Source organism: Paramylibacter kogurei, assembly GCF_002742285.1.
Taxonomy (GTDB): Bacteria; Pseudomonadota; Alphaproteobacteria; order Rhodobacterales; family Rhodobacteraceae; genus Amylibacter; species Amylibacter kogurei.
In genome coordinates this window covers 966168-991430 of the sequence record NZ_MDGM01000012.1, presented here as the reverse complement: position 1 = coordinate 991430, position 25263 = coordinate 966168, and the positions used below count along the sequence as shown (strand labels likewise).

22 protein-coding genes are annotated in these 25263 nt (G+C 48.4%); 9 read left to right on the top strand and 13 right to left on the bottom strand.

Going from position 1 to position 25263, the window contains the following annotated elements:
• The first annotated feature begins 1 nt into the window (after position 1).
• Positions 2-1138 carry an N-acetylglucosamine-6-phosphate deacetylase gene (gene nagA, locus BFP76_RS10300; RefSeq protein ID WP_099593357.1) on the top strand — a complete coding sequence of 379 codons (1137 nt, stop codon included), beginning with the start codon at positions 2-4 and terminating at the stop codon, positions 1136-1138.
• Here the strand turns inward: nagA and BFP76_RS10295 are convergent.
• Entirely contained in the window at positions 1135-2613 is a 1479-nt protein-coding gene (locus BFP76_RS10295; RefSeq protein WP_099593355.1) for an aldehyde dehydrogenase family protein, read from the bottom strand. The genes nagA and BFP76_RS10295 overlap by 4 nt on opposite strands.
• Before the next feature lies 1 nt (position 2614).
• Positions 2615-3721 (bottom strand): mandelate racemase/muconate lactonizing enzyme family protein, encoded by a 1107-nt coding sequence (locus BFP76_RS10290; RefSeq protein ID WP_099593354.1) that lies wholly within the window; start codon positions 3719-3721, stop codon positions 2615-2617.
• A gap of 105 nt (positions 3722-3826) precedes the next feature.
• Here BFP76_RS10290 and pdxR point away from each other — a divergent pair, with 105 nt between their 5' ends.
• The 7 genes from pdxR (at position 3827) to BFP76_RS10255 (ending at position 12334) form a co-directional block, all read left to right on the top strand.
• Entirely contained in the window at positions 3827-5308 is a 1482-nt protein-coding gene (gene pdxR / locus BFP76_RS10285) for a MocR-like pyridoxine biosynthesis transcription factor PdxR (protein WP_099593352.1), read from the top strand.
• A 108-nt stretch (positions 5309-5416) separates the two neighbouring features.
• The gene (locus BFP76_RS10280) at positions 5417-6490 is read left to right on the top strand and encodes an extracellular solute-binding protein (protein WP_099593350.1); all 1074 of its coding nucleotides are present in this window, start codon (positions 5417-5419) and stop codon (positions 6488-6490) included.
• A 74-nt stretch (positions 6491-6564) separates the two neighbouring features.
• Entirely contained in the window at positions 6565-7692 is a 1128-nt protein-coding gene (locus BFP76_RS10275; RefSeq protein ID WP_099593348.1) for an ABC transporter ATP-binding protein, read from the top strand.
• Complete coding sequence (locus BFP76_RS10270; RefSeq protein ID WP_099593346.1) at positions 7682-8548, top strand: ABC transporter permease; 867 nt, start codon at positions 7682-7684, stop codon at positions 8546-8548. Before BFP76_RS10275 ends, BFP76_RS10270 begins: the two co-directional genes overlap by 11 nt.
• Before the next feature lie 11 nt (positions 8549-8559).
• Positions 8560-9417: an ABC transporter permease gene (locus BFP76_RS10265; protein WP_099593344.1), complete on the top strand. Its 858-nt coding sequence runs from the start codon at positions 8560-8562 to the stop codon at positions 9415-9417.
• An 8-nt stretch (positions 9418-9425) separates the two neighbouring features.
• Positions 9426-11048, top strand: a complete 1623-nt coding sequence (locus BFP76_RS10260; protein ID WP_099593342.1) for a GMC family oxidoreductase — start codon at positions 9426-9428, stop codon at positions 11046-11048.
• Positions 11045-12334 carry an NAD(P)/FAD-dependent oxidoreductase gene (locus tag BFP76_RS10255; RefSeq protein ID WP_099593341.1) on the top strand — a complete coding sequence of 430 codons (1290 nt, stop codon included), beginning with the start codon at positions 11045-11047 and terminating at the stop codon, positions 12332-12334. Before BFP76_RS10260 ends, BFP76_RS10255 begins: the two co-directional genes overlap by 4 nt.
• A 35-nt stretch (positions 12335-12369) precedes the next feature.
• Here the strand turns inward: BFP76_RS10255 and BFP76_RS10250 are convergent, their stop codons facing one another.
• From BFP76_RS10250 to BFP76_RS10225, 7 genes are read right to left on the bottom strand one after another with little or no spacing between them, the layout of a single operon-like run.
• Complete coding sequence (locus tag BFP76_RS10250; RefSeq protein WP_099593339.1) at positions 12370-13359, bottom strand: ABC transporter substrate-binding protein; 990 nt, start codon at positions 13357-13359, stop codon at positions 12370-12372.
• Positions 13360-13404: 45 nt separating this feature from the next.
• Positions 13405-14205, bottom strand: coding sequence for an ABC transporter permease (locus BFP76_RS10245; protein WP_420818670.1), 801 nt, complete (start codon positions 14203-14205; stop codon positions 13405-13407).
• Between the two features lie 35 nt (positions 14206-14240).
• Positions 14241-15125, bottom strand: a complete 885-nt coding sequence (locus BFP76_RS10240; RefSeq protein ID WP_240514025.1) for an ABC transporter permease — start codon at positions 15123-15125, stop codon at positions 14241-14243.
• On the bottom strand, positions 15115-15900 hold the full coding sequence (locus tag BFP76_RS10235; RefSeq protein ID WP_099593336.1) for an ABC transporter ATP-binding protein: 786 nt from the start codon (positions 15898-15900) through the stop codon (positions 15115-15117). The genes BFP76_RS10240 and BFP76_RS10235 overlap by 11 nt, the downstream gene beginning before the upstream one ends.
• A 37-nt stretch (positions 15901-15937) precedes the next feature.
• Entirely contained in the window at positions 15938-17401 is a 1464-nt protein-coding gene (gene hydA, locus BFP76_RS10230) for a dihydropyrimidinase (RefSeq protein ID WP_099593334.1), read from the bottom strand.
• Between the two features lie 16 nt (positions 17402-17417).
• Positions 17418-17669: a hypothetical protein gene (locus BFP76_RS14585; protein WP_133117426.1), complete on the bottom strand. Its 252-nt coding sequence runs from the start codon at positions 17667-17669 to the stop codon at positions 17418-17420.
• Positions 17666-18916, bottom strand: coding sequence for a Zn-dependent hydrolase (locus tag BFP76_RS10225; RefSeq protein WP_099593332.1), 1251 nt, complete (start codon positions 18914-18916; stop codon positions 17666-17668). The genes BFP76_RS14585 and BFP76_RS10225 overlap by 4 nt, the downstream gene beginning before the upstream one ends.
• 204 nt (positions 18917-19120) lie before the next feature.
• On the opposite strand from BFP76_RS10225, the gene BFP76_RS10220 reads away from it, so the two are divergent.
• Positions 19121-19855 carry a TetR family transcriptional regulator C-terminal domain-containing protein gene (locus BFP76_RS10220; protein WP_420818667.1) on the top strand — a complete coding sequence of 245 codons (735 nt, stop codon included), beginning with the start codon at positions 19121-19123 and terminating at the stop codon, positions 19853-19855.
• On the opposite strand, the gene preA is transcribed toward BFP76_RS10220, so the two are convergent.
• The 4 genes from preA to BFP76_RS10200 all read right to left on the bottom strand — a co-directional run bounded on the left by preA (position 19856) and on the right by BFP76_RS10200 (position 25263).
• The gene (gene preA, locus BFP76_RS10215; protein ID WP_099593330.1) at positions 19856-21160 is read right to left on the bottom strand and encodes an NAD-dependent dihydropyrimidine dehydrogenase subunit PreA; all 1305 of its coding nucleotides are present in this window, start codon (positions 21158-21160) and stop codon (positions 19856-19858) included.
• 20 nt (positions 21161-21180) lie between these two features.
• On the bottom strand, positions 21181-22515 hold the full coding sequence (locus BFP76_RS10210; protein ID WP_099593328.1) for an NAD(P)-dependent oxidoreductase: 1335 nt from the start codon (positions 22513-22515) through the stop codon (positions 21181-21183).
• A gap of 218 nt (positions 22516-22733) precedes the next feature.
• Positions 22734-23879 carry an iron-containing alcohol dehydrogenase gene (locus tag BFP76_RS10205; RefSeq protein WP_099593326.1) on the bottom strand — a complete coding sequence of 382 codons (1146 nt, stop codon included), beginning with the start codon at positions 23877-23879 and terminating at the stop codon, positions 22734-22736.
• A 4-nt stretch (positions 23880-23883) separates the two neighbouring features.
• Complete coding sequence (locus BFP76_RS10200) at positions 23884-25263, bottom strand: aldehyde dehydrogenase family protein (RefSeq protein WP_099594061.1); 1380 nt, start codon at positions 25261-25263, stop codon at positions 23884-23886.

Below are 25263 nucleotides of genomic sequence, written 5' to 3'. Positions count from 1 at the left end.
TATGACCCTCACCGCCTATACCGGTGCAAAAATTCATGACGGGCATCGGTTGATCAATGACCATGCGTTTTTATGTGATGGTCAGAATTTTCACGACATCGTTGCGTTGAACAATTTGCCATCAGGCTACACAGAGGTTTCTCTTGATGCTGGCACGATTTGCCCCGGCTTTGTTGATCTACAGGTCAATGGCGGTGGCGGTGTTATGTTCAATGATGATCAATCGGTTGATGCATTGCAAACCATCATCAATGCCCATGCGAGCACTGGAACAGGTGCGATTTTACCAACCTTGATCACCGATACATCCACGCGCACAATTAATGCGATTGATGCGGTTGAAGCGGCGATAGATCAAGGAATTGCGGGTATTATCGGTATTCACCTCGAAGGCCCCCATTTATCGGTCAAACGTAAAGGTGCGCATGATCCAGACTTGATCCGTCAAATGACAGATCAAGATTTGCAAATTATACTAAGTGCCGCCAAACGATTGCCCAATGTTTTGATTACCGTCGCGCCCGAAAACGTAAGTGATGCACAAATTGCACAACTTAGCGCGGCGGGTGTGATCGTTTCGCTGGGGCATACAGATGCCACATACGAAACCTGTATGGAACGTTTTGCCAGCGGTGCAACCTGTGCCACACATCTGTTTAATGCCATGAGCCAGATTACGGGGCGCGAACCAGGTTTGGTTGGTGCCGCGTTGGATCACAAAAATGTTTCGATGGGTATGATTGCCGATGGTATCCATGTTCACCCCGCAACCATACGCAATGCAATGCGTGCAAATCACGGTACAGGGCAAATGTTTTTGGTCACGGATGCGATGGCATCGGTTGGGTCAGATATCCAATCCTTTACCCTGAACGGGCGCAAAATTTTTCGCAAAAATGGGCGTTTAACCTTGGCCGATGGCACATTGGCCGGGGCGGATTTGGATATGCCAACGGCATTGCGTGTGATGGTTAAACAAGTTGGCGCAGATATCGAAACCGCAATTTGCATGGCAACATCTGCACCAATCGCGTTGCTGCGCGATCATTGCGGTTATGGTTCATTTACAAAGGGCAAACCGATGAATGCGGTTTATCTCGACGATAAGCTGCAATTCCAATCAGGAATTTTTGCTTAAATTTTGGCAACAACACTTTTGGTTTTGCAATAGCTTTGCAATGCTTCCAGCCCTTTTTCGCGACCAAAGCCTGATTTTTTGTTACCACCAAAGGGAACTTCTATCCCACCTGCGAAATATTCGTTGATATAGATTTGCCCTGCATCAATATCACGCGCCAAACGATGTGCCGTTGTTGCGTTGCTGGTATAAACGCCTGCAACCAATCCGAACTGACAATCATTCGCCAACGTAAGCGCATGATCAACATCATCGGCGATTTGAACGGTTAAAACTGGGCCAAAAATTTCTTCTTGGACCAATTCATCATCGCTGGGGCGGTTGGCAATGATTGTTGGTTCGTAAAACCAACCCTGCCCTGTTTTGGGATCTTGGGTAATATTGCCACCTGTTAAAACCTCTGCCCCACGCGTTTTTGCGCGATCAACAAAACCTGCAACCTTTTGCAGATGCTGTTGTGAATTTAACGGTCCCATTTGTGGATCAGAAAGCCCATGCCCAACGGAAATTTCCGCTGCGCGTTTCACCAAACGATCAATAAATTCATCGTGGATTTCACGTGCGATAATTAATCGTGAACCGGCAGAGCAAATTTGACCAGCATTTTCAAAAATCGCCCCGAGCACACCGTTTAGCGCGGCGTCTTGATCACAATCGCCCAAAACCACAACGGGTGATTTCCCGCCCAGTTCCAATACAACACGCGTTATATTATCCGCGGCTGATTTCATCACATTGCGTCCTGTGGCAACAGAGCCTGTGAATGTCACCTGACCAATATCAGGATGCGCAACCAATGCCGCACCGGTTTGCAAACCTGTGCCAGTAATCACGTTACAGACCCCTGAGGGCAATCCTGCCTGATGTAAAATTTCACCTAATAACAACGCACTAAACGGTGTTGTTTCTGCGGGCTTTGCCACAACGCAACACCCTGCGGCCAATGCGGGCGCAATGCCACGTGCGGCGGTGGAAATGGGGAAATTCCATGGGATAATATGCGCTGTCACGCCAATAGGTTCAGATATGCTATACCCAAGATAATCATGGCCAAGTGGGAATGTTTGACCCTGTAATTTATCGCAAACGCCTGCGTAATATTCAAAACAACGCGCAGCGCCACGCACATCACCGCGTGCCTCTGATAGTGGTTTGCCACAATCAAGCGTTTCGATGATGGCAAGGCGTTCAAGGTTTTCCAAAATCAAAGCGGCGGTTTTGGATAATATGCGCCCACGTTCAACGGGTGCGGTTTTGCGCCAGATATTTTGAAATGTTGTGCGGGCATTCGCGACCGCCTGATCTACATCCGACGATGTGCCATTGGTAAATCGCGCAAATACCGCCCCGCGCCCCGCATCAAAGCTTTCGATCATGTCTTTACCAGCTTTGGTATATCCACCATTGATAAAATGGCCGTCAGGCAAATCCACGCTGGCGGTTCCAGTGATCAAATCATCAAGTTTGTCCAACATGTTAGGCCTCGTGTTTAGAAATATGATAGGTGGCGTTTTCAAGCCAGTCTTGGCGGATTTCCACGCCCCAACCTGGTTCATCCGTTACTGTGGCATGGCCATCAACGATGTCAAAAGGTGATTTTACAAACAGGTTTTCCTGCCACGGATAATAATCCAACCCTTCGATGGAAAATTCCAGATATTTTCCTGCATTTGGAATGGCGCGCAATAAATGCATGGTAAACAAAGTAACCATTGACAGGTTCGCACAATGGGGGGTTACGGGAATGCCTGCCTTGTGCGCCATGTCTGTGACGCGCAATGTGCGGGTCATACCACCCAAATAACAGATATCAGGCTGAACAATATCAACGATTTCGCCATCAATCATGCGTTTCCAATTGTCCAGCATGCAATCTTGTTCGCCCCCTGTCACATCAATCGAAAGCGCATCCGTGACCTGTTTGGTTTGGTCAAAATGCCAATATGGGCAAGGTTCTTCGAAATGAGAAATGCCATTGTCGATCAGGATTTTACCCACCTCGATCGCGCGTTTTGGGGAATAGCATGAATTTGCATCAACCAATAACGCCACATCATCACCCAATCCGTGGCGAATTGCTGGAATGATTTCTTCGGTGCGTCCTTCCCATTCGTCCTGATCGTGTCCACATTCCGCACCAACACGGAATTTAAACGCATCAAATCCGTATTGGTCACGCAGCTTTTCGAAACGATCTGCCTCTGCCGCGGGGGTGATATCACGCTTCATTGATGATGCATAGGCGCGCACGCGACCCACAGAGCCACCGATTAATGCGCAAACTGGTTTTTCCTCTAACTTGCCGCGAAGATCCCATAATGCGGTATCAAGCCCGCCAAGTGCGCGGCGCAAATACGAGCCTGGAAATTTATGTTCACGGTCGCGCACAATATCGACCAAAAAATCAATGTCATTTGCATCTTGTCCCAATGTATATGGCGCTACTTGGCGATGCAGAACCTGAGCCGTGATATCGGCGTAATACGGCGCGACCTGCCCCCAACCCTGTGCCCCGGTGTCCGTAGTCACACGTACAAAACAAACGAATTCATTCGTAAAAGTTTCAATCGAACTAATTTTCACAGTCTATCCTTGGGTTTTATGGATTTTTCTTAACGATAATTCCGATTGGTATTTAGATAAGGTCCATTATAGTGAATATATCAAACCAATTTCACGAAGGCCGATATGAAAAAACAACAAGGCGCATTGTTAACCTCGATCAAAATTGATCGTTCCGCACGGAAAAAAATTGGTGTGCAGCTTTATATGGGGTTGCGCGATATCATCCTGACGGGGGGATTGATGGCGGGTGATCGTCTGCCCGCGACGCGTACATTGGCCAAGGAAATCCAAGTGTCACGCACCACGGTGATTGATGCAATTGACCGATTGGTCGCCGAAGGATTGTTAGAATCGCGCGTTGGTGCGGGCACCTATGTTAGCGAGATTTTAGAAAACCAACGCCCTGTGACACCAAATGTGGACACTGCACAATTTACCGAAACACGCCCACGGCTTGCGCATAATCTAACACATGCAACAGAAACATATGCACCGCGTTCTTGGTTGCCACATACCACTGGTGCATTTGTCACTGCCCTGCCCGCATTGGATGCATTTCCAATGGCGCATTGGGCGCGTTTATCTGCGCGTCATTTGCGGGGATCACGCGATGACATCATGGGCTATGGCCAGCCAAAGGGATTGCTTCAATTGCGCAACGCCATTGCAACCCACCTGAATGCATCACGCGGTATTCGTTGCCATAGCGAACAAATTTTTATCACAGCGGGTGCGCAACAAGCGTTTTCCTTGATCGGTTCGGTGTTGCTAAATGCGGGTGATCAGGTTTGGTATGAAAACCCAGGTGCCGCTGGCGCGCGCAATGCATTTTTGTCACGCGGTGCGCAAATGGTGCCCATAAATGTGGATAAAGATGGCTTGATTGTTTCGCAAGGTGTTCAAAAATCACCACATTTTCGGCTTGCCTTTGTAACGCCATCACATCAACAACCATTGGGTCATGTGATGTCGCTCGCACGGCGGTTAGAATTGCTTGACGCTGCGAACACGGCGCAAGCGATGATCGTAGAAGATGATTACGACGGTGATTTCTATTTTGGTGGGCAACCGCATCCACCCCTCAAAAGCATCGATACACAATCGCGCGTGATCTATGTCGGGACATTTTCGAAAACCTTGTTTCCATCCTTGCGCTTGGGTTTCATGTTGGTGCCAGATGGGTTGATTGATACGTTCGATCATCTGTTTGCATCATGGATCAGCACCGCCCCAACATCGGTGCAATCCATTGTTGCGGATTTCATGGACGAAGGCCATTTTGCCACCCACATTCGCATGATGCGCCGCCTTTATTCGGCGCGATATGATGCGATGATTGATGCCAGTAAACATATGCCTGACAGTTTCACATTGGGCGAAACCAAAAGCGGGTTTCACACAATGGGTTATTTAAACAAAAATGCAGATGAACAAAATTTGGTGCGTGCGGCTGGTGAAAACGGTGTTATCGTTGCACCACTGAATCGTTACTGTTTAACACCCATTGCGCAAAAGGGACTGGTTCTGGGATTTGGTAGCAGCACACCCGAACAAATTAACGCCGGTATGAAAACGCTTGCAAAATTGGTTCGTCATAAAATCTAAATTGGTCTGCTTTTAATTCCGTAATGGATATAACTCGTAAACCAATGTGTTTCTAAGCTCGTTAAGTTATCTAACGCACGTGGTGCGTTTCATCGAAGGGAGAAAAGTATGTTATCAACAAAGAAAGGCGCAGGATTGATCGCTGCGCTGATGCTGACATCCGCATCATATGCAAATGCTGAAACACTGCGTTTGTTAACTTGGGGGTCATATGCACCAGAAGAATTGGTGCAAAAATTCCAAGAAAAATATCCTGATATTACCGTCGAAGTGACATTTTCAAACAACGAAGAAATGATCGCAAAATTGCGCGCAACGGGTGGTGCTGGTTTTGATTTGGCACAGCCAAGCCATGACCGCATTTATTCGGCTCAACTTGAATATGATATCTACAAACCGATGGATCTGTCCAAAATTAACACCAGTGTGATGGAAGATTCACATTTGAATGGGGTTAAGGCAAACACAACGATTGATGGAGAAGTTTACGCCGTGCCACATCAATGGGGCACATCTGGTTTGATGGCAAACAAAGCCGCCGCACCCGATTTCAAGGGTTGGGGTGATTTGTGCGATCCAAAATATGCGGGCAAAACGTCCATGCGTTTGAAACGTACAATTTTGCTTGGCACGGCCTACTCGATGGGCGAAGACCCGTTCGCCGCCTATAGCGATTTGGATAAATACCAAGCGCTGTTGGATAAGGTTGCGGATAAATTAATTGAATGTAAATCAAATATCAAAGCCTATTGGAAAGGCGGCGATGATCTGTCTGCGATGATGTTATCTGGCGAAGTAGTGGCATCTGAAACATGGGATTCCACAGCATATAAACTTTATGGTCAAAACAAAGATATCGTATTTGTGCCACCAGAAACCGGTGCGCTTGCGTGGATTGATACATTCGCACTGCCGCGCAAAGGCAAGGCAGATGACGCGGCATATAAATGGATCAACTTTGTTCTGGAACCTGAAAACGTAACAATCATGTCTGGAAGCACAGGCGCGATTGCCGCCGTGAAAGGTGGGCTTGATATGTTACCAGCGGACAAGAAAGAGGCCGTAACAGCCGCGTTCACAGATGCGGATATCGCCAATTTGAAATTCTTTGCCAACATTCCACCCGGTGTGGAAGATATGGAAGGCAAGACATTGGAAAAAATCAAAGCCGCAACAGAATAATCAAAACAAATTGGGGCGGTAATCACGCATGATTGCCGCCCTTTTTTCGACCACTACCATTGATGGAATACCACATGACCAATGCCCAAGATTATGATTTGGAATGCACAAACTTGATGAAACACTTTGGCGCGGTGCGTGCGGTTGACGATGTTTCTTTCAACATTCCAAAGGGATCATTCTTTTCGATTTTGGGCCCATCAGGTTGTGGCAAAACCACATTGATGCGCATGATTGCAGGATTTGAAAATCCAACTTCAGGCGACATTCGCATCAAGGGTAGCTCGGTTTTGAACACCCCCCCAAACAAGCGAAATGTGAAAATGGTTTTTCAACACCTCGCATTATTTCCGATGATGAATGTTTATGACAACATCGCATATGGATTGAAATGTAATGGGGTAAGTGCGGGCGAAATCGAAACCAAGGTGCGTGATGTATTGGAACGCATCGCCCTGCCCGATGTGGCAAAACGTGAAATTCATCAGCTTTCAGGCGGACAAAAACAACGTATCGCAATTGCGCGCTGCATGGTTTTGGACCCTGATGTATTGTTATTGGATGAACCATTGGGGGCGCTTGATCTGAAATTGCGTGAGGCAATGAAAATCGAGCTTAAGCTTCTTCAACATCAATTCAACACAACATTTATTTACATTACACATGACCAATCAGAAGCATTGGTCATGTCCGATCATGTTGCGATTATGAACAATGGCAAATTCGAACAGATCGGAAAACCAGAGGAATTATACCACAAACCAGATACCGCATTTGTTGCAGGGTTCGTTGGGGATTCAAACCGTTGGAACGGTTCGGTTATTAATATGGATGCAAAACAGATAAAGGTGGAAACCGACACCGGCTTGGCCTTGGTTTGTCAGCGCAACCCCAATGATGGTCTGTCAAATGGCGATGCGGTCAATATTTTTGTGCGGCCCGAATTTATCGCCGCGAAAAAGACCAAAACAAAATCTAGCAAGGATACACAAAATACCATGTCTGGCGCCGTGGATAGCATCCTGTTTAACGGCGCAAACAGCCGGGTTTTGGTGCGCAGCGATAATGGACAATTGATCGAAGCTGATATTGTCGTAACGGGTAGCGCCAGTGATTTGCGCAGTGGTGATAACGTGAACATGTCATGGGCGCACGCCCAAACCATGTGTTTCGCGGACAAAGGGGAATTTGATGCAAAGTGATATCAAACGCCTGTCGCTCATCTTGTTATTTGCGCCATTTGCGTTGTGGATTTTATTGCTGATTATCCTTCCCCATTTGGGCATGGTCGTTTTATCGTTGCGTGAAAAAGTAGCGCCACGCGTTTATGAATTTGGCTTTGGCAATTATATCGATTTCATCAACGAACCCATTTACTGGAACACGTTGTTGCGTACTGGATCCATGTCAATTTTGGTAACCATTCTGGCGCTATTGATCGGTTTTCCAATTGCATATTACATCGCAAAAATTGCTGGGCGGCGTTCACGTGGGGCGCTATTTTTGCTCTGTCTTATCCCCCTTTGGGTAAGCGATCTTATCCGCGCTTTTGGTTGGATATTATTGTTACGCGAAACAGGCGTGTTTTCCAGTTTCCTACAATGGAGCGGAATGGTGAGCGAGCCAATCGAATTTCTCTATAATGATGTCACCGTGGTGATGGGGCTGGTTTATACCGTGATTTTGTTCATGATTGTGCCGCTTGTGTCCACGCTTGATGGTATGGATGATGCGATGATCGAGGCGGGATATAACCTTGGCGGAAATGGGTATACGGTGTTGCGCCGCATTATCGTACCCTATGCGATGCCAGGTATTGTGTCGGGCTGTATCGTGGTTTTTATGATGACCGCGGGCAGCTATCTTACCCCGATCTTGCTTGGTGGGAAAAATTCAAGCTGGTTTACCGAACAGATTTACGATCAGTTTATTACCCGATTTAATTGGGAATCTGGCGCGGCATTTGGGTTTTTGTTGCTTGCGTTCACATCGTTTGTTGTTTGGCTCGGCCTGAAATTATCTGGTCAAACCTTGGCCAACACAGTCGCCAAAAGCTAGCGGAGGATCACATGGCAAACCCAAATAAAAATCCTGCCTTTATGTTTGGCTATCGCTTGTATGTCGCGGCATTTTTCATATTTCTGGCCGCACCTTTGATCGCAGCAGGTGCATTTGCATTTAACGATTCATTGTTCCCCGCCCTGCCTTGGCAAGGTTTTACGTTGGATTGGTTTTTTAATGATACCGAACCAAAACTGGGCATGTTCCATGATCGCCGCTTGCTGCGCGGATTATACTATTCTTTCATCATCGGAATATTGGTATCCACCCTGTCCGTATTCGTTGGCACGACAAATGCGTTTTTGTTTGTGCGGGGTAATTTTCCCGCAAAAAACTTTTTCTATATCCTGATGATTTTGCCGCTGGTGATCCCTGGTGTGATCTTGGGTATTTCCATTTTGGTTTTGGCCAGCAATATGGCAAATGGAGTTGAGGATCGGTTTAATCTGGAACTGGAATTTTTGCGCCCGGGCATTTTGCTGGTGGTTCTGGGACAGTTTTCATTCATCACAACAATCACGTCGTTGGTCATCACCGCACGTTTGAAAAAATTCGACTATTCCATGGAAGAAGCCGCGCTAAATCTTGGTGCCAGCCGCATTCAAGTATTGCGAAGTGTCACGCTGCCGTTTCTGCGCCCTGCAATGATTGCGGCGGGGATTGTTGGATTTTTGGTATCGTTCGAAAATTTCAACACAACATTGTTTTTGGTCGGATCTGAATCGCCGCTGACCATCACCATGTATGATCGCATGGCCAAGGTGGGATCAACACCTGTGCTAAATGCGGTTTCGTTTTTCTTGATTGTCGGTTCTGGACTGCTCGCGTTGATCAGTGTTGCAGTACAACGTGATCCACCAAGTTGAGCTGAAAAATGGAACAATATGATTTCATTATCGTTGGCGCTGGGTCCGCGGGATGTGTTCTGGCTAATCGTCTTACCCATTCTGGCAAATACAAAGTGTTGTTGCTAGAGGCAGGCGGAAGCGATCTTAACTTTTGGGTTTGGATGCCTATTGGATATGGCAAAGCGTTTTATAACAAACACCTAAATTGGATGTATGAAACAGCACCAAACCCAAACCTGAACAATCGCGTTTCATATTGGCCGCGAGGCAAAGTGATTGGCGGGTCTAGTTCAATCAACGCTATGGTTTATATCCGTGGTCAACATGATGATTTCAATGATTGGGCGCAGATGGGCAATGATGGCTGGGCTTGGAATGATGTGTTTCCTTATTTTTTGAAAATGGAAAATAACGACCAAGGCGCCAATGATTATCGCAACACTGGTGGGCCGTTGCATGTGTGTACAATGGATCGTGATTTACATCCGCTTTGCGATCAATTCATTCAGGCCGGCGCGCAAATGCAAATCCCCCATAACCGTGATTTTAATGGGGCAAGCCAAGAAGGCGTTGGAACATATCAAAACACCGCTAAAGACGGATTTCGCATGTCTGCGGCGCGCGCATATTTGCACGGTGTGAAAAAACGCAAAAACCTGCGTATCGAAAAACGCGCACATGCAACGCGGATTTTGTTTGATGGTAAACGGGCAATTGGTGTGGAATATCAACAACGCGGCCAAACCCATCGCGCATTTGCAAAGCGCGAGGTGGTGTTATCCGCAGGAGCAGTTAATTCGCCTCAGTTGTTGCAATTGTCGGGTGTGGGTGCGCCAGAAACGCTGAAACAACACGGTATCGACGTAGTACATCAATCAAATGGTGTTGGTCAGCATTTGCAAGACCATCTGGCCGTTGATTTTCTATACCGATCCAAGGTGCCATCCCTGAATAATCAGCTTCATTCCATGCGCGGAAAATTCTGGCAGGGATTGCGATATGTGCTGACGCGGCGCGGCCCATTATCATTGGGTGTTAACCAAGCAGGTGGATTTATCCGCACACGCCCCGAACTTTCGCGCGCCAACATGCAGCTATTCTTTTCACCTGTCAGCTATACCAAAGCGCCACCGGGCAAACGCCCCTTGATGAACCCAGATCCCTTTGCGGGGTTTCTAACGGCCGCACAGCCCACCCGTCCCACCAGTCGTGGGTATTTGAACATCCGAACAAATGATCCGTTCCAAGCGCCAGAAATTCAACCAAATTACCTTGATACCGAATTTGATCGACAAGAATTGATAGAGGGCATGTCGTTCCTGCGCCAACTGGCGCAAACGCCCGCGCTGTCCGAAATCATAGATTTTGAAATTTCACCGGGCGAGCACATTCAATCCGATACAGAATTTTTGGAATTTATTCGCAACAATGCAGGAACCGTTTTTCACCCCGTCAGCACATGTCGAATGGGGACTGATCCATCGGTTGATGTTGTCGATCAACGTTTACGGGTTTACGGGGTTCAAAATCTGCGCGTTGTTGATGCGTCGATTTTTCCCACGGTGACATCTGGGAACACCAATGCACCTGCAATTATGGTGGGTGAAAAAGGGGCCGATATGATATTGGCCGATCAGGCAGCGCAATGACAAATCTGTTTACCGACGATTTTAAACCAACCCCATATTGGTGGGATGCGGCACCCCTCGCCCCAGCGTCAGATGCCAGTTTGCCAACCAAAACCGATGTGTTGATTATTGGTTCTGGGTATACGGGATTACACGCCGCAATCCAAACGGCACGCGCGGGGTTATCGACGCTGATCGTTGATGCGAATGATTGCGGATATGGTGCAAGCACACGAAATGGTGGCCAAGTTTCCACATCGATAAAGCCAAGCTATGACAAATTGAAACATCAATTTGGCGCAGAACTTGCTTGCAATATCATGGCCGAAGGGCAAGCATCCCTTGATTACATCAAATCGTTTATTGCCGCTGAAAATGTTGAATGTGATTATCAACCTTGCGGACGTTTCCACGGCGCGCATAGCAAATCAGCGTTTGAAAAATTACAACGCACTCTTGATGCCAGTAAAATTAAAACGGATGCGTTTGTTGTATCAAAACACGATTTAAGTTCAGAGCTTGGGACAGATGTTTATCATGGTGGGGTTGTGTATCCCCATCACGCCAGCGTTCACCCCGCGAAATATCATCAATCATTGCGCAATATTGCAACCAACGCAGGTACGCATTTGGTGTCATTCTGCCCCGTAACCGCAATTGATCGCACCGCCAATTGTTTTAGTGTGACGACGAAACGCGGAACGATAACCGCCGACCAAGTGATTTTGGCAACGAACGGATATTCGGGGGGATTGTCGAACTGGCATCAACGTCGGGTGATCCCAATTGGATCGTATATTATCGCAACCGATGAAATCCCCACAAGTGTCATGGATGAAATTATGCCAACCAATCGCGTGTTATCTGATACGCGAAAATTGGTATATTATTACCGCCCATCGCCAGATCGAAAACGTATCCTGTTTGGCGGGCGCGTTTCATTAAGTGAAACGGATCCCAAAAAATCTGCACCCAAACTACACCAGGAATTGACGCGTATTTTCCCGCAATTACTTGGGGTTAAGGTAAGCCATTCTTGGACAGGCAAGGTTGGATATACATTTGATTCCATGATGCACACGGGCAATGATCGTGGTTTGCATTTTGCAATGGGTTATTGTGGATCTGGGGTTGGCATGGCCAGCTATCTTGGAATGCGCATTGGGCAAACGGTTGCGGGTTTACGGGATAAGGCCAGCGCATTTGACGATGTACCATTTCGCACACGTCCATATTATTTCGGCCATCCGTGGTTTTTGGTGCCCTCGGTTATGGCCTATCGTTTGCGCGATCGTCTTTGGGGATAGAAAGCCGCGCAAATTTACGCGGCTTTCGTATTGATTTATTTCAGTGCAATATCCGAAATTTCATGTGTCCAAGCACCAACAGGTTCCTTGGTAATCACAGGGTCTGAACCGCCTGATAACAAGCTATCAACCGTGCGTTGATATGCATCCACATCAAGTGCACCATTTGAACCAGCGGTTAATTTTGCCACTTCGCCCATCATGCGTTTTTGATGTTTTTCGGTTTGCGCACCCGATGCATCATTGTCCAAAACGATCATCGCTGCTTCGTCTGGGTTTGCTTCGGCATATTTCCAACCCTTCATGGAGGCGCGTACAAAACGAACCATTTTGTCTTTGAATGCTTCGTCTTTTAGGTTTTCACCCAAAACATACATGCCATCTTCGAGTGTCGCGACACCTTGGTCTTCGTATTTGAACACCTGAAGATCATCAGGCGTTAACCCTGCATCAATTACCTGCCAGTATTCATTATAGGTCATTGTGGATACACAGGCCGCCTGCCCTTGTAGCAACGGATCAACATTGAAACCCTGTTTCAACACGGTCACACCACCAGCGGACCCATCAGTTTTTAGGCCAAGTTTGCTCATCCAGCTGAGGAACGGATATTCATTGCCGAAGAACCAAACGCCCAGCGTTTTATCGGCAAAGTCATCGGGGCTTGCCACACCCGCATCTTTGCGACAGGTTAACATCATGCCAGAGGATTTAAAGGGCTGTGCGATATTCACCAAATCCAAACCCTTTTCACGAGACGCAAGTGCCGATGGCATCCAATCAAGAACAACATCCGCCCCACCACCCGCGATCACCTGTGCGGGCGCGATATCTGGGCCGCCTGGTTTGATGGTGACGTTCAAATCTTCTTCGCCATAAAAACCTTTGTCGAGAGCGACGTAGTATCCCGCGAATTGCGCTTGTGTAACCCATTTTAATTGTAGCGTCACATCATCCGCAGCCTGAGCCAACGTCGCACCCAAGGCGAGCACACCTGTGAGTGCTGTTGTTACATATTTGTTCATGATCGTCTCCTTGTTGTTGTAAGTATTGGTTTTAATTTCTCTTTCTTATCGTCGTTGTGATGGGTGCCAGAATGTCACCGCTTTTTCGATTAATGCGATGATACCATAAAAGGCCGAACCAACGATTGCGGCAACTGTTATTTCGGCCCAAACCATATCAAGCGCCAAACGCCCCACTTCTGTGGAAATGCGAAATCCCATGCCCTTGATGGGCGATCCGAAAAATTCCGCAACAATCGCACCGATCAAGGCAAGGGTTGAACATATCTTTAACCCATTGAATATAAACGGCATTGCCGCTGGCAATCGAAGTTTCGTAAGCGCTTGAAAATATCCAGCACCATATGTTTTCATCAAATCGCGTTGCATGTGATCGGATGCTTTTAACCCTTCGACTGTATTCACAAGCATTGGGAAAAACACCATCACAACCACAACCGCCGCTTTTGATTGCCAATCAAATCCGAACCACATCACCAAAATCGGAGCCATACCAACGATGGGTAATGCGGCGACAAAATTCCCGATGGGAAGCAATCCCGCCTGTAAAAACGGTGATCGATCCACCGCGATTGCGGTTAAAAACGCCGCCCCACAGCCAAGGATATACCCAGATAGCGCACCTTTGACAAAGGTCTGCACAAAATCGACCCACAAGATGGGCAAACTGTTTGCAAAACGTGTCGCGATGGCGCTTGGTGCGGGTAATAACACTGGGCTAATTTCAAAACCATGCACCAAACATTCCCAAAGAACGAGTATCGTGACACCAAAAATGGTTGGAACGACAAAGCCCGTAAATTTGTTTGGCTTAGCCTTGGACAGGCGCAGGTTTAACCACCACATTGCCGCCCAAAATACGATGCCAAATGCGATCCAAATCATCGTAGCATCCCCATCCGTTGCAATGTGATACGTTGGATTAACCCGATCAGGGCAACCAAAACTGCCGCAAGGATCGCTGCGGAAATTAACGCGCTCCATATTTGAATGGTTTGTCCGTAATAACTTCCAGCCAGCAAACGCGCACCCAACCCTGCAACCGCGCCTGTTGGCAATTCACCAACGATGGCACCAACCAGCGATGCGGCCATCCCGATTTTTAATGATGTAAACAAATATGGCATCGCACTGGGTAAGCGCAGTTTCCAAAATACGGTGCTTTTGGGGGTGCTCCATGTGCGCATCTGATCAAGCTGCATCGCACTTGGTGAACGCAATCCTTTGACCATGCCAACCACCACTGGAAAGAATGACAGATACATTGAAATCATCGCCTTTGGCAGCAAGCCAGAAATACCAACCGCATTCAAGACCACGATAATCATTGGCGCCACGGCCAAAATCGGAATGGTTTGGCTGGCAATCACCCAAGGCATCACCGATAAATCCATTGCACGGCTGTGTACAATGCCCACGGCCAGCAAAATTCCAAGCCCCGTGCCAAGCGCAAAGCCAAGCAGCGTAGCGGATAGCGTTATCCACCCGTGCCAGATCAAGGATCGTTTCGATGTGATCTTTTTCATCACAGTGGTGTTGTAAATCTCTGTGGCAACTTGGTGTGGTGCCGGCAATTTTGGTTTTTCCTGCGCCCACGTATCGCTCACAAGTTCAGAAAACGATAACGTCACCCCTGCCCGTTTCGCCTTGTCCTGTGCCCAAGGCGCATTTAACGCAACGGCACTTGCATACCAGACCGCAATAATGATCGCGATGATCGTTAGCACGGGTGCAAAACGCGATATGAAACCCGCGCTAGACATCATCGCCGTGCCCTAAACGCAATCCATCACGCACACGATGGGCAATTTCCAAAAACTCTGGCGTGTCGCGAATATCGAGCGGGCGCTCACGTGGCAAAGTGCTTTCAATCACATCGGCAATGCGACCGGGGCGCGGTGACATCACCACGATCTTGGTCGATAAATACACCGCCTCTGGAATTGAATGGGTCACAAACCCAATGGTTTTTTCCGTACGTGCCCATAGTGCGAGCAGCTGTTCATTCAAATGGTCACGCACAATTTCATCAAGCGCGCCAAACGGTTCATCCATCAACAGAATATCCGCATCAAACGCAAGGGCGCGTGCGATGCTTGCGCGTTGCTGCATCCCGCCTGATAGCTGCCAAGGAAATTTGCGATCAAAGCCAGAGAGTTCAACCAATTCCAACACACGCGCAACACGTTCATCCTGTTCGGCCTTGGAATAACCCATGATTTCAAGGGGAAGCTTGATATTGCCCCCAATCGTGCGCCATGGGTACAAACCCGCCGCCTGAAAAACATAGCCATAGGCGCGGTTTTTACGTGCCTCGCGCGCGGTCATTCCATTGACGGTAATTTCACCCGCGGTTGGCGTTTCCAAATCCGCCATCACCCGTAAAAACGTGGTTTTGCCACAGCCAGATGGGCCAATGAACGATACAAAATCGCCCTTGTTTATTTCCAGATTGATATCCTGCAATGCATGCACAGGGCCATCATTGGTTTGAAAAGTCAGGCTGAGGTTTTTTGCTTCTATAACAGTTGCTTCGCTCACGCGGGTATTCCTTTGGTTGCGGGCGAACCCGCCTTATTTAAATCCCTGAAGGGATGTTTAGCGGGTCTCTTTCGATTTTGCGCGGGCTGTTCAATGCTTTCCATTGGCTCAATGCCTTGTGCGCGGATGGAAATGCAGGGCGTGGAACGAAACGACCACGGCCCGGGCTTGGTTGGCTATTTTTGCCCCATGCCCAGATCACATCACCGCGCGACAGCGTATATCGTGCCTGTGCTTTCACATCGAACCCCTCAAACACGTTGTAATCCAGAACAGAATGATGGTTGCTGGTCGAAATTGTTTTGCTGATTTTTGGATCCCATACCACGATATCGGCATCTGCACCCTCTACGATTGCGCCCTTTTTCGGATATATATTCAATATCTTAGCGACATTTGTTGATGTTGTTGCAACAAATTCATTTGGTGTAAGGCGCCCTGTTTCCACGCCCTCTGTCCATAATACGGCAAGACGTTCTTCTAACCCGTTGGAACCATTCGGAATCAGGGTGAAATTATCCACACCCATGCGTTTTTGTTCTGTGGTGAATGCGGCGTGATCGGTTGCTACCACTTGTAAGCTGCCTGATTGTAGACCCGCCCAAAGGCTATCTTGGTGATTTTTTGATCTGAACGGTGGTGACATCACACGGCGTGCGGCATGTTCCCAATCCTTGTTGAAATATTCAGATTCATCGAGTGTCAGAAATTGAATAAGAGGTTCGCCATAAACACGCATGCCCTTTTGGCGCGCACGGCGAATGGCCTCGTGCGCCTGTTCGCAAGAAACGTGAACAATATACAATGGCACACCTGCGGCATCGGCAATGGTGATCGCACGGTTTGCTGCCTCGCCCTCGAATTCAGGTGGGCGCGAATATGCATGGCCCTCTGGCCCTGTGATCCCTTCGGCCAGATATTTTTGCTGCATCTCGGCAACCAGATCGCCGTTTTCGGCGTGAACCATGGGTAATGCGCCCAATTCGGCACAGCGTTTGAATGATGCAAACATTTCATCGTCTTCGATCATCAATGCGCCCTTATAGGCCATGAAATGTTTGAAACTATTCACGCCCATATCAACAGCGTCTTTCATTTCGGTGAATACATTTTCATCCCATCCCGTAATCGCCATGTGATAGCCAATATCGGAACAGATTTGTGGCGCGGATTTGCGGTGCCATTCGTTGATTGCGTTTTTGATGCTGCCATCTTCGCCCGGTAGACAGAAATCAACAACCATCGTTGTGCCACCACAGGCCGCAGCCCAAGTACCCGATTCAAATGTTTCCGCCGCCGTTGTGCCCATGAATGGCATTTCCAAATGTGTATGGGGATCAATGCCACCCGGGATTACATATGCGCCCTCTGCATCAATATATTCGTCACCCTTCAGATCTTCGCCAATCTGTTTGATGATTTCACCCTCGATCAAAACATCGGCCTTATAGGTGCGATCGGCAGTGCATACAGTGCCACCTTTGATAACTTTGGTTGTCATTTTTGTTCTCCGTTGATCACCCGATTTCCAGTTTAGAACCTAGCAATACCGCGTTACGATGTTCTCCATTTGCAGCAACTCTAATCGATGAACCTTCGACAGAAGAAAGATAATCTGCAGCATCACCAATTCGCTCAAATTTAATTGCTTTGGAATCTGTTTTCACGCCACAATTCGGCGGAAAACACTTGTACACTGGTACTAAATCAGTTTTCTTGTTCTGAATTTTACGTGCTTCACGTCCTGTTTGTTTACAATAAATTCTCACTCCACAATCCCCGCTGTTGCCACGACCGCTTGCATTAAAACATCCGCGCCTGCCGTTGCCCATTCTTTGGAAATTTCTTCGGCTTCGTTATGGCTAAGCCCATCTACACATGGGCACATCACCATCGCGGTTGGTGCCATGCGGTTGATCCAACATGCATCATGCCCTGCGCCCGAAATCAGATTCATATGCGAATATCCCATGCGTTCGGCCGCATTGCGCACGGCGTTTACGCAATCTTCGTCAAAGGTGACAGGATCAAATCCCCCAACCTTTTCAAATGATACCTCCAAACCCATTTCGTCGCAAATTTTCTGCGCTCCCGCTTGCAGGCGTTGTTCCATATCGGTGATCACGTCTAAACTTGGCGAGCGTAGATCAACGGTAAACACGACCTTGCCGGGGATCACATTGCGCGAATTGGGATATACATCGATATGCCCCGCCGCGCCCACCGCATGGGGTTTGTGCGACCATGCGATTTCATCGACCAGTTCAAGAACACGCGCCATACCAAGCCCTGCGTTTTTGCGCATGGGCATGGGGGTGGAACCGGTATGGCTTTCTTTGCCTATGATGGTAATTTGCGTCCATGACAATCCTTGGCCGTGGGTGACAACGCCAATATCTTTGCCTTCGGCCTCTAATATCGGGCCTTGTTCGATGTGAAGTTCGAAAAATGCGTGCATTTTACGCGCGCCAACCTTTTCATCGCCCTTCCATCCGATGCGTTCCAGCTCTGCGCCAAATTTCTTGCCCTCTGCATCTTCGCGATCGTAAGCCCATTCTTGGGTGTGCATTCCTGCAAAAACACCAGATGCGAGCATGGCGGGGGCGAAACGCGTGCCCTCTTCGTTTGTCCAGTTGGTTAGGACGATGGGATGTTTGGTTTTGATATCAAGATCATTGAGCGTGCGCAGAATTTCCAAGCCTCCTAGAACGCCCAAAACCCCGTCATATTTACCACCCGTCGGCTGTGTATCCAAATGTGATCCAACATAAACGGGCAACGCATCGGGATCGGTGCCGCCCCATGTGGCAAACATATTGCCCATTTCATCAACACCCATTTTGGCACCAGCGGATTCGCACCACGATTGAAACAATGCGCGCCCTTCGCCGTCTTCGTCCGTAAGGGTTTGGCGGTTATTCCCACCCGCGATGCCAGGGCCAATTTTGGCCATTTCCATCAAACTATCCCACAGGCGATCACCGTTGATGCGCAGATTGCTGTTCATTGGTGGCATTGTTTGCTCCTGTTTGTTGGATAATTTTTCTGACCAGTTGGTAAAGATTATGAACGCCAGACAAGCATTGGGTCAAGGAATTTATCATAAATTTCCATGCGTTAAATGTGGTCAACATAAATTGACTATTTTATCATCAAAACAATATGTTGGTGCAAAATATTCATGCTTTATTTCAACCAAGATTGTGGATCACGGAATGAAATGTTTTTCTCTGTCTTTTCACCATTCGATTTCTTTGCTAGTTTTGATCAAATAGTAAAAATTGACATGCAGTTTTGCGGGTCATCTGCACGGAAAGACAAACCTGAATTGGCACGTTCTGGCACAACCAAAAAAGTCACCCGCATTCAACGTGAAAAGACCGAGGCAATTTTAAACGCTGCCCTTGATGTGTTTTCAAAACATGGTTTTCGCGGTTCCACAATTGATATGATTGCTACGAACGCGCAACTGTCAAAACCCAATATTCTGTATTATTTTGACAGCAAAGAAACCATGCATGCGCAATTGTTGGAACATCTGCTGGATACATGGCTGGAACCGTTAGAGCAAATTTCACCAGAGGGCGATCCCGTTGATGAAATATGTGGCTATGTTCAACGTAAATTGGAAATGGCACGCGATTATCCACGCGAAAGCCGATTGTTTGCTAATGAAATTTTACAAGGTGCGCCACATATCATTGATCAGCTTACCGGGCCTTTGCGCACATTAACCGACAGCAAAGCATTGGTTATTCAGCGCTGGATCGACGATGGGAAATTGGCCGAAGTTGATCCCTATCACCTGATTTTTTCGATTTGGTCGACCACGCAACATTACGCAGATTTCGATGTTCAGGTGCAAGCGGTGCTTGGGGATTCTGCAAACCTGCGCTTTGAACAAGCGCAGGCGCATTTGGATATGATGTTTCGCGCGATGTTAACGCGCAAATAATTATTCGGCCGCAGTGGCCATCGGGTTGTTTGGGTGTGTTGTCCAATCACCGTGTTTATCGGAAACTTTTTCACCTGTACGCGGATCAATCGCACCCGCTGGCATTTGTTCCATGGTGATACAATCCTGAATTGGGCACACATTTACGCATAAATTACATGCCACACATTCATCGTCATTCACGCTAAACACACGATCATCGGACATGTTAATCGCCTGATGCGAAGTATCTTCGCAAGCGGCAAAACAACGACCACAACTGATGCACAGATCCTGATCAATTTTCGCCTTGGCGATGTAATTGAGGTTTAAATCTTTCCAATCGGTGGTGTTGGGAACCGCACGACCAACGATTTCAGACACTGATGTAACACCCTTTTGATCCATCCAATCGGACAGGCCGCTAATCATTTCTTGAACAATCTTAAACCCATATGTCATGGCGGCGGTGCATACCTGAACATTGCCTGCACCAAGCGCCATAAACTCGGCGGCGTCTTTCCATGTTGTGACGCCACCAATACCTGAAATTGGCAAATTTGCGGTTTCTGGGTTGCGCGCAATTTCAGCCACCATGTTCAATGCAATCGGTTTCACCGCTGGGCCACAATACCCACCATGCGCACCTTTGCCATCAATTGTGGGTTCGGGCGCAAATAAATCAAGATCAACAGATGTGATTGAATTGATTGTGTTAATCAGGCTGACCGCATCCGCACCACCGCGCATTGCGGCCTCTGCTGGTTTGCGCACATCGGTAATATTTGGCGTCAGCTTCACAATACACGGAAGCTTGGAATATTGTTTCACCCAACGTGTAACCATTTCAATATATTCGGGCACCTGCCCCACCGCCGCACCCATGCCGCGTTCAGACATGCCATGCGGACAGCCAAAGTTAAGCTCGACACCATCCGCACCCGTTTCTTCGACCAATGGTAGTATCTTTTTCCATGCTTCTTCTTCACAAGGCACCATCAAGGAAACGATGATTGCGCGATCGGGGTAGTCTTTCTTGACCGCTTTAATTTCGCGCAGGTTTACCTCTAATGGGCGATCAGTGATCAGCTCGATATTGTTAAGGCCCAGCAATCGGCGATCCGCGCCCCAGATTGCGCCGTATCGTGGGCCATTGACGTTAACCACGGGCGGGCCTTCTTCGCCCAGGGTTTTCCAAACTACCCCGCCCCAGCCAGCTTCGAACGCGCGACGGACGTTATATTCTTTGTCTGTCGGTGGCGCCGAGGCCAACCAGAACGGGTTGGGAGACTTTATTCCGATAAATTCACTTGCGAGGTTCGCCATGATAGGCTCCTTTCGAATGCTTAGGCCGTGAGGCTTGCATGTATATCCATTGCTGCGTCGCGCCCTTCGGCGACGGCGGTTACGGTCAAATCTTCGCCACCATTGGCACAATCACCACCGGCCCAAACGCCCGATTGTGATGTGCGGCCAAATTCATCGACCGCGATTTTTCCGTGTTCGATAGTAAGCGCATCTGGTGCGCCTGTCAGGGTTTGACCGATTGCTTTGAAAACCTGATCGGCGCGCAGCTCAAACGTTTCACCCGTACTAACCAATTTGCCATCCTTGGTTTGCGTATAGGCAAATTCAACACCAACGGCCGCGCCATTCCCAAGGATACGTTCGGGTTGAACATTGTACAAAATACGCACGCCCTTGGATGTTGCCAAGTCCTGTTCATAAACAGATGCGCTCATGCGATCCTTGCCACGGCGATAGGCGATTGTTACTTCTTCTGCGCCCAGCAATTTGGCCTGCACTGCGGCGTCAACCGCTGTCATACCGCCACCGATGACGACAACGCGCCGTCCGATGCTCAGTTTAGATAGATCAGATGCTTGTCGCAAATCGGCAATGAATGATACAGCGTCCAGCACGTTATCCTTGTCCTCGCCATCCGCACGAAGCGCATTCACACCAGCAAGCCCCATGCCAAGGAACACGGCGTGATAATCATTTGATAAACCATCCAACGTGATATCAACGCCAAGCGATTGCCCTGTTTTCAACTCAATCCCACCGATGGACAACAACCAGTTCAATTCGTTTTGGGCGAACCCATCAACGGATTTGTAACTGGCAATGCCAAATTCGTTTAGTCCGCCTGCCTTGGCGCGTGCATCGTAAATGACAACATTATTACCAAGCATCGCCAAACGGTGCGCACATGATAATCCCGCAGGACCCGCACCCACCACGGCAACCTTTTTGCCCGTGGATTTGGCGCGCACAAACGGATGGATACCCTTGCCCATTAATGTATCGGTGGCATAACGTTGAAGTCGCCCGATTTCCACCGGCTTGCCCTCTGCCGTTTCGCGAACACAGACCTCTTCACACAAAGTTTCGGTGGGGCAAACGCGTGCGCACATGCCACCCAATATGTTTTGTGAAAAGATCGTTTTAGCGGATGCATCTGGCGTACCCGTCGCGATTTGGCGAATGAATAAAGGGATATCGATATCCGTTGGACAGGCTGTCATGCACGGCGCGTCATGACAGAAATAGCACCGATCAGCGGCAACCAATGCCTCGTGATCGTCAAGTGGTGGATGCAAATCTGTGAAATTATCGGCCAGCGTTTGTTTGTCCAAACGTTCTGCGACGACCCCATTCGTTGCTATTGAATTAGGCATCAATGCCTCCTCCTTTGCTGGAATTTGTTGGAATCAGGTTCGCACAGGTTCAAAAATTTATCAAATGGTAAATTTTTATATGTCGATTAAATTTTATTCACCGCGTATGAAAAAGCGCTGCTGTCATTGTATCGACAGCAGCGCTTAAATTTTATCGCAATATAATCAATACGCTACGCGAAGCATTTAAGCTTCAATGGCGTATTCGTTTGCCTAAATTACAAACAATCTTCGATCAGCTTTTTTGTATTTTCATATGTCATTACAACAGGATTGCCGCCAGTGCTCGGATCATTCAGCGCACTTTTGGTCAACGCATCGATGTCAGGGTTTTGAATGCCTAACTCGGTCAGGTTCTTAGGAATGCCAAGACTGTCGTTTAAATCGGATACAAATTGATAAAACCCGTCAAAGCCACCTTTGATACCCAGATAATTCGCCGCATCTGTTAAACGATCTGCAATTGCATCCTTGTTGAATTTTAACACTTGCAACATCACGGTCGCATTTGTGGTGCCATGGTGGGTGTGGTGCACGGCACCAATTGGGTGGGAAATCGCGTGGATCGCACCTAACCCCTTTTGAAACGCGGTTGCCCCCATTGCGGCGGCAGACATCATTTGCGCGCGCGCTTCGATATCGGTGCCATCTTTATATGCGCGTGGCAAATATTCCTTAACCAATCGCATCCCTTCCAGCGCCATACCCTGGCTCATCGGGTGATAATGGGGGGAACAATATGCCTCCAGACAATGCGCAAATGCATCCATGCCCGTCCCTGCGGTTATGAATGGTGGCATACCAACCGTTAATTCAGGATCACAGATCACAACGGAAGGGAGGATTTTTGGGTGGAAAATGATCTTTTTCTCATGCGTAACGGAATTGGTAATCACGGATGCGCGGCCCACTTCGGAACCTGTACCAGCGGTTGTTGGTACGGCGACAATCGGTGCGATTGCATCGGGATCGGCGCTTGTCCACCAATCACCGATATCTTCGAAATCCCACAACGGGCGGGTTTGCCCCGCCATGAACGCAAGAACCTTGCCCAGATCAAGACCAGATCCACCGCCAAATGCAACAACGCCGTCATGCCCACCGGCACGGTATACGTCCAAACCAGCGGCAACGTTTTCTTCGGTTGGGTTTGGATCAACATCGCTAAACATCGCGCGGCCCAAACCGGCGGCGTCCAGCAAATCCAATGTGGATTGCGTGATCGCCATATTTGCCAAACCTTTGTCGGTGACAAGAAGCGGTTTTTTGATGCCAGCGGCGGCGCAGGCATCGGCGATTTCACTGATGCGTCCTGCCCCAAAACGGATAGCGGTTGGATATGACCAATTTGCTGTGATTGTCATCGGTTTATGCTTTCTTAATGTGGTATGATTTTGGACGGGTTAGGTTGTGATATCCAATCACGGATAACCCACCACCACGCCCTGTGTTTTTGCACCCCGTCCAGCATAATGCCGGATCAAGATAATCTGCACGGTTGGTAAATACCGTGCCCGTTTCCAATTGATCGCCAATACGTTCGGCTCGTTCGTAATCGCGTGTCCACAATGATGCGGTCAGGCCAAATTCGCTGTCATTCATCAATTTGATCGCCTCTGCGTCGTCTTTGACGCGCATAATACCCACCACTGGGCCAAAGCTTTCGTCGCGCATCACGCGCATGGAATGATCCACATCGACCAAGATTTGGGGCATTAGATATGCGCCGCCATCATTTGGGAAAAGTTTTGGGTCAATCAGTGCTTTGGCACCCGCTTTGATTGCCTCTGCGGTTTGCATGCGCACCTCTTCTGCGAAACGCACATGTGCCATTGGGCCAAGCGTTGTTTCCGGGTCCAACGGATTCCCAAGCTTATAGGCGCTGACAATCGCAACAGCCTTTTCGACAAATGCATCATAAAGGCTATCGACCACATAGATGCGTTCAATCCCGCAACAACACTGGCCACTGTTAAACATCGCACCATCGATCAATGTATCAACGGCGGCGTCCAGATCGGCGTCTTCCATGACATATCCTGGGTCTTTGCCACCCAATTCCAGGCCAACACCCGTGAATGTGCCAGCGGCAGCGCGTTCCATCGCTTTGCCCCCACCAACAGAACCTGTGAAATTCACGAAACCAAATGCACCATTTGCGATCAATTCGGATGTGGTATCATGCCCCAGGAACATGTTTTGAAATACGTCTTTTGGGATGCCCACCGAATGAAACGCTTGTGCCATGCGTTCACCCACCAACAGGGTTTGTGAGGCATGTTTTAACACAACAGCATTGCCCGCGATCAAAGCGGGAGCCACGGAATTTATCGCCGTCATATAGGGATAGTTCCAAGGTGCCACCACCAGCACAACGCCGTGGGGTACGCGTTTAATCTTGCGATCAAAATTTGCGCTGTCTTCAACGATAATGGGCGCGAGCGCCTCGGTGGCGATATCGGCCATATGGCTGGCGCGTTCGTTGAACCCGCCAAATTCACCGCCGTAACGCACAGGGCGCCCCATTTGATGGGCGATTTCTGGGACAATTTCATTATTCATGTCGCCAATCGCGGCAACACCTGCGCGTACCAATGCGATACGTTCATCCAATGGGCGTGCGGCCCATGCGCGTTGCGCGGATTTGGCGGCGGCAACGGCCTTGGTCGCCGCGGCGAAATCAAGCGTTTCACGTGTCGCAAAAACAGACCCATCAATGGGTGAAATACAAGTTGCAGTGTTTGTCAT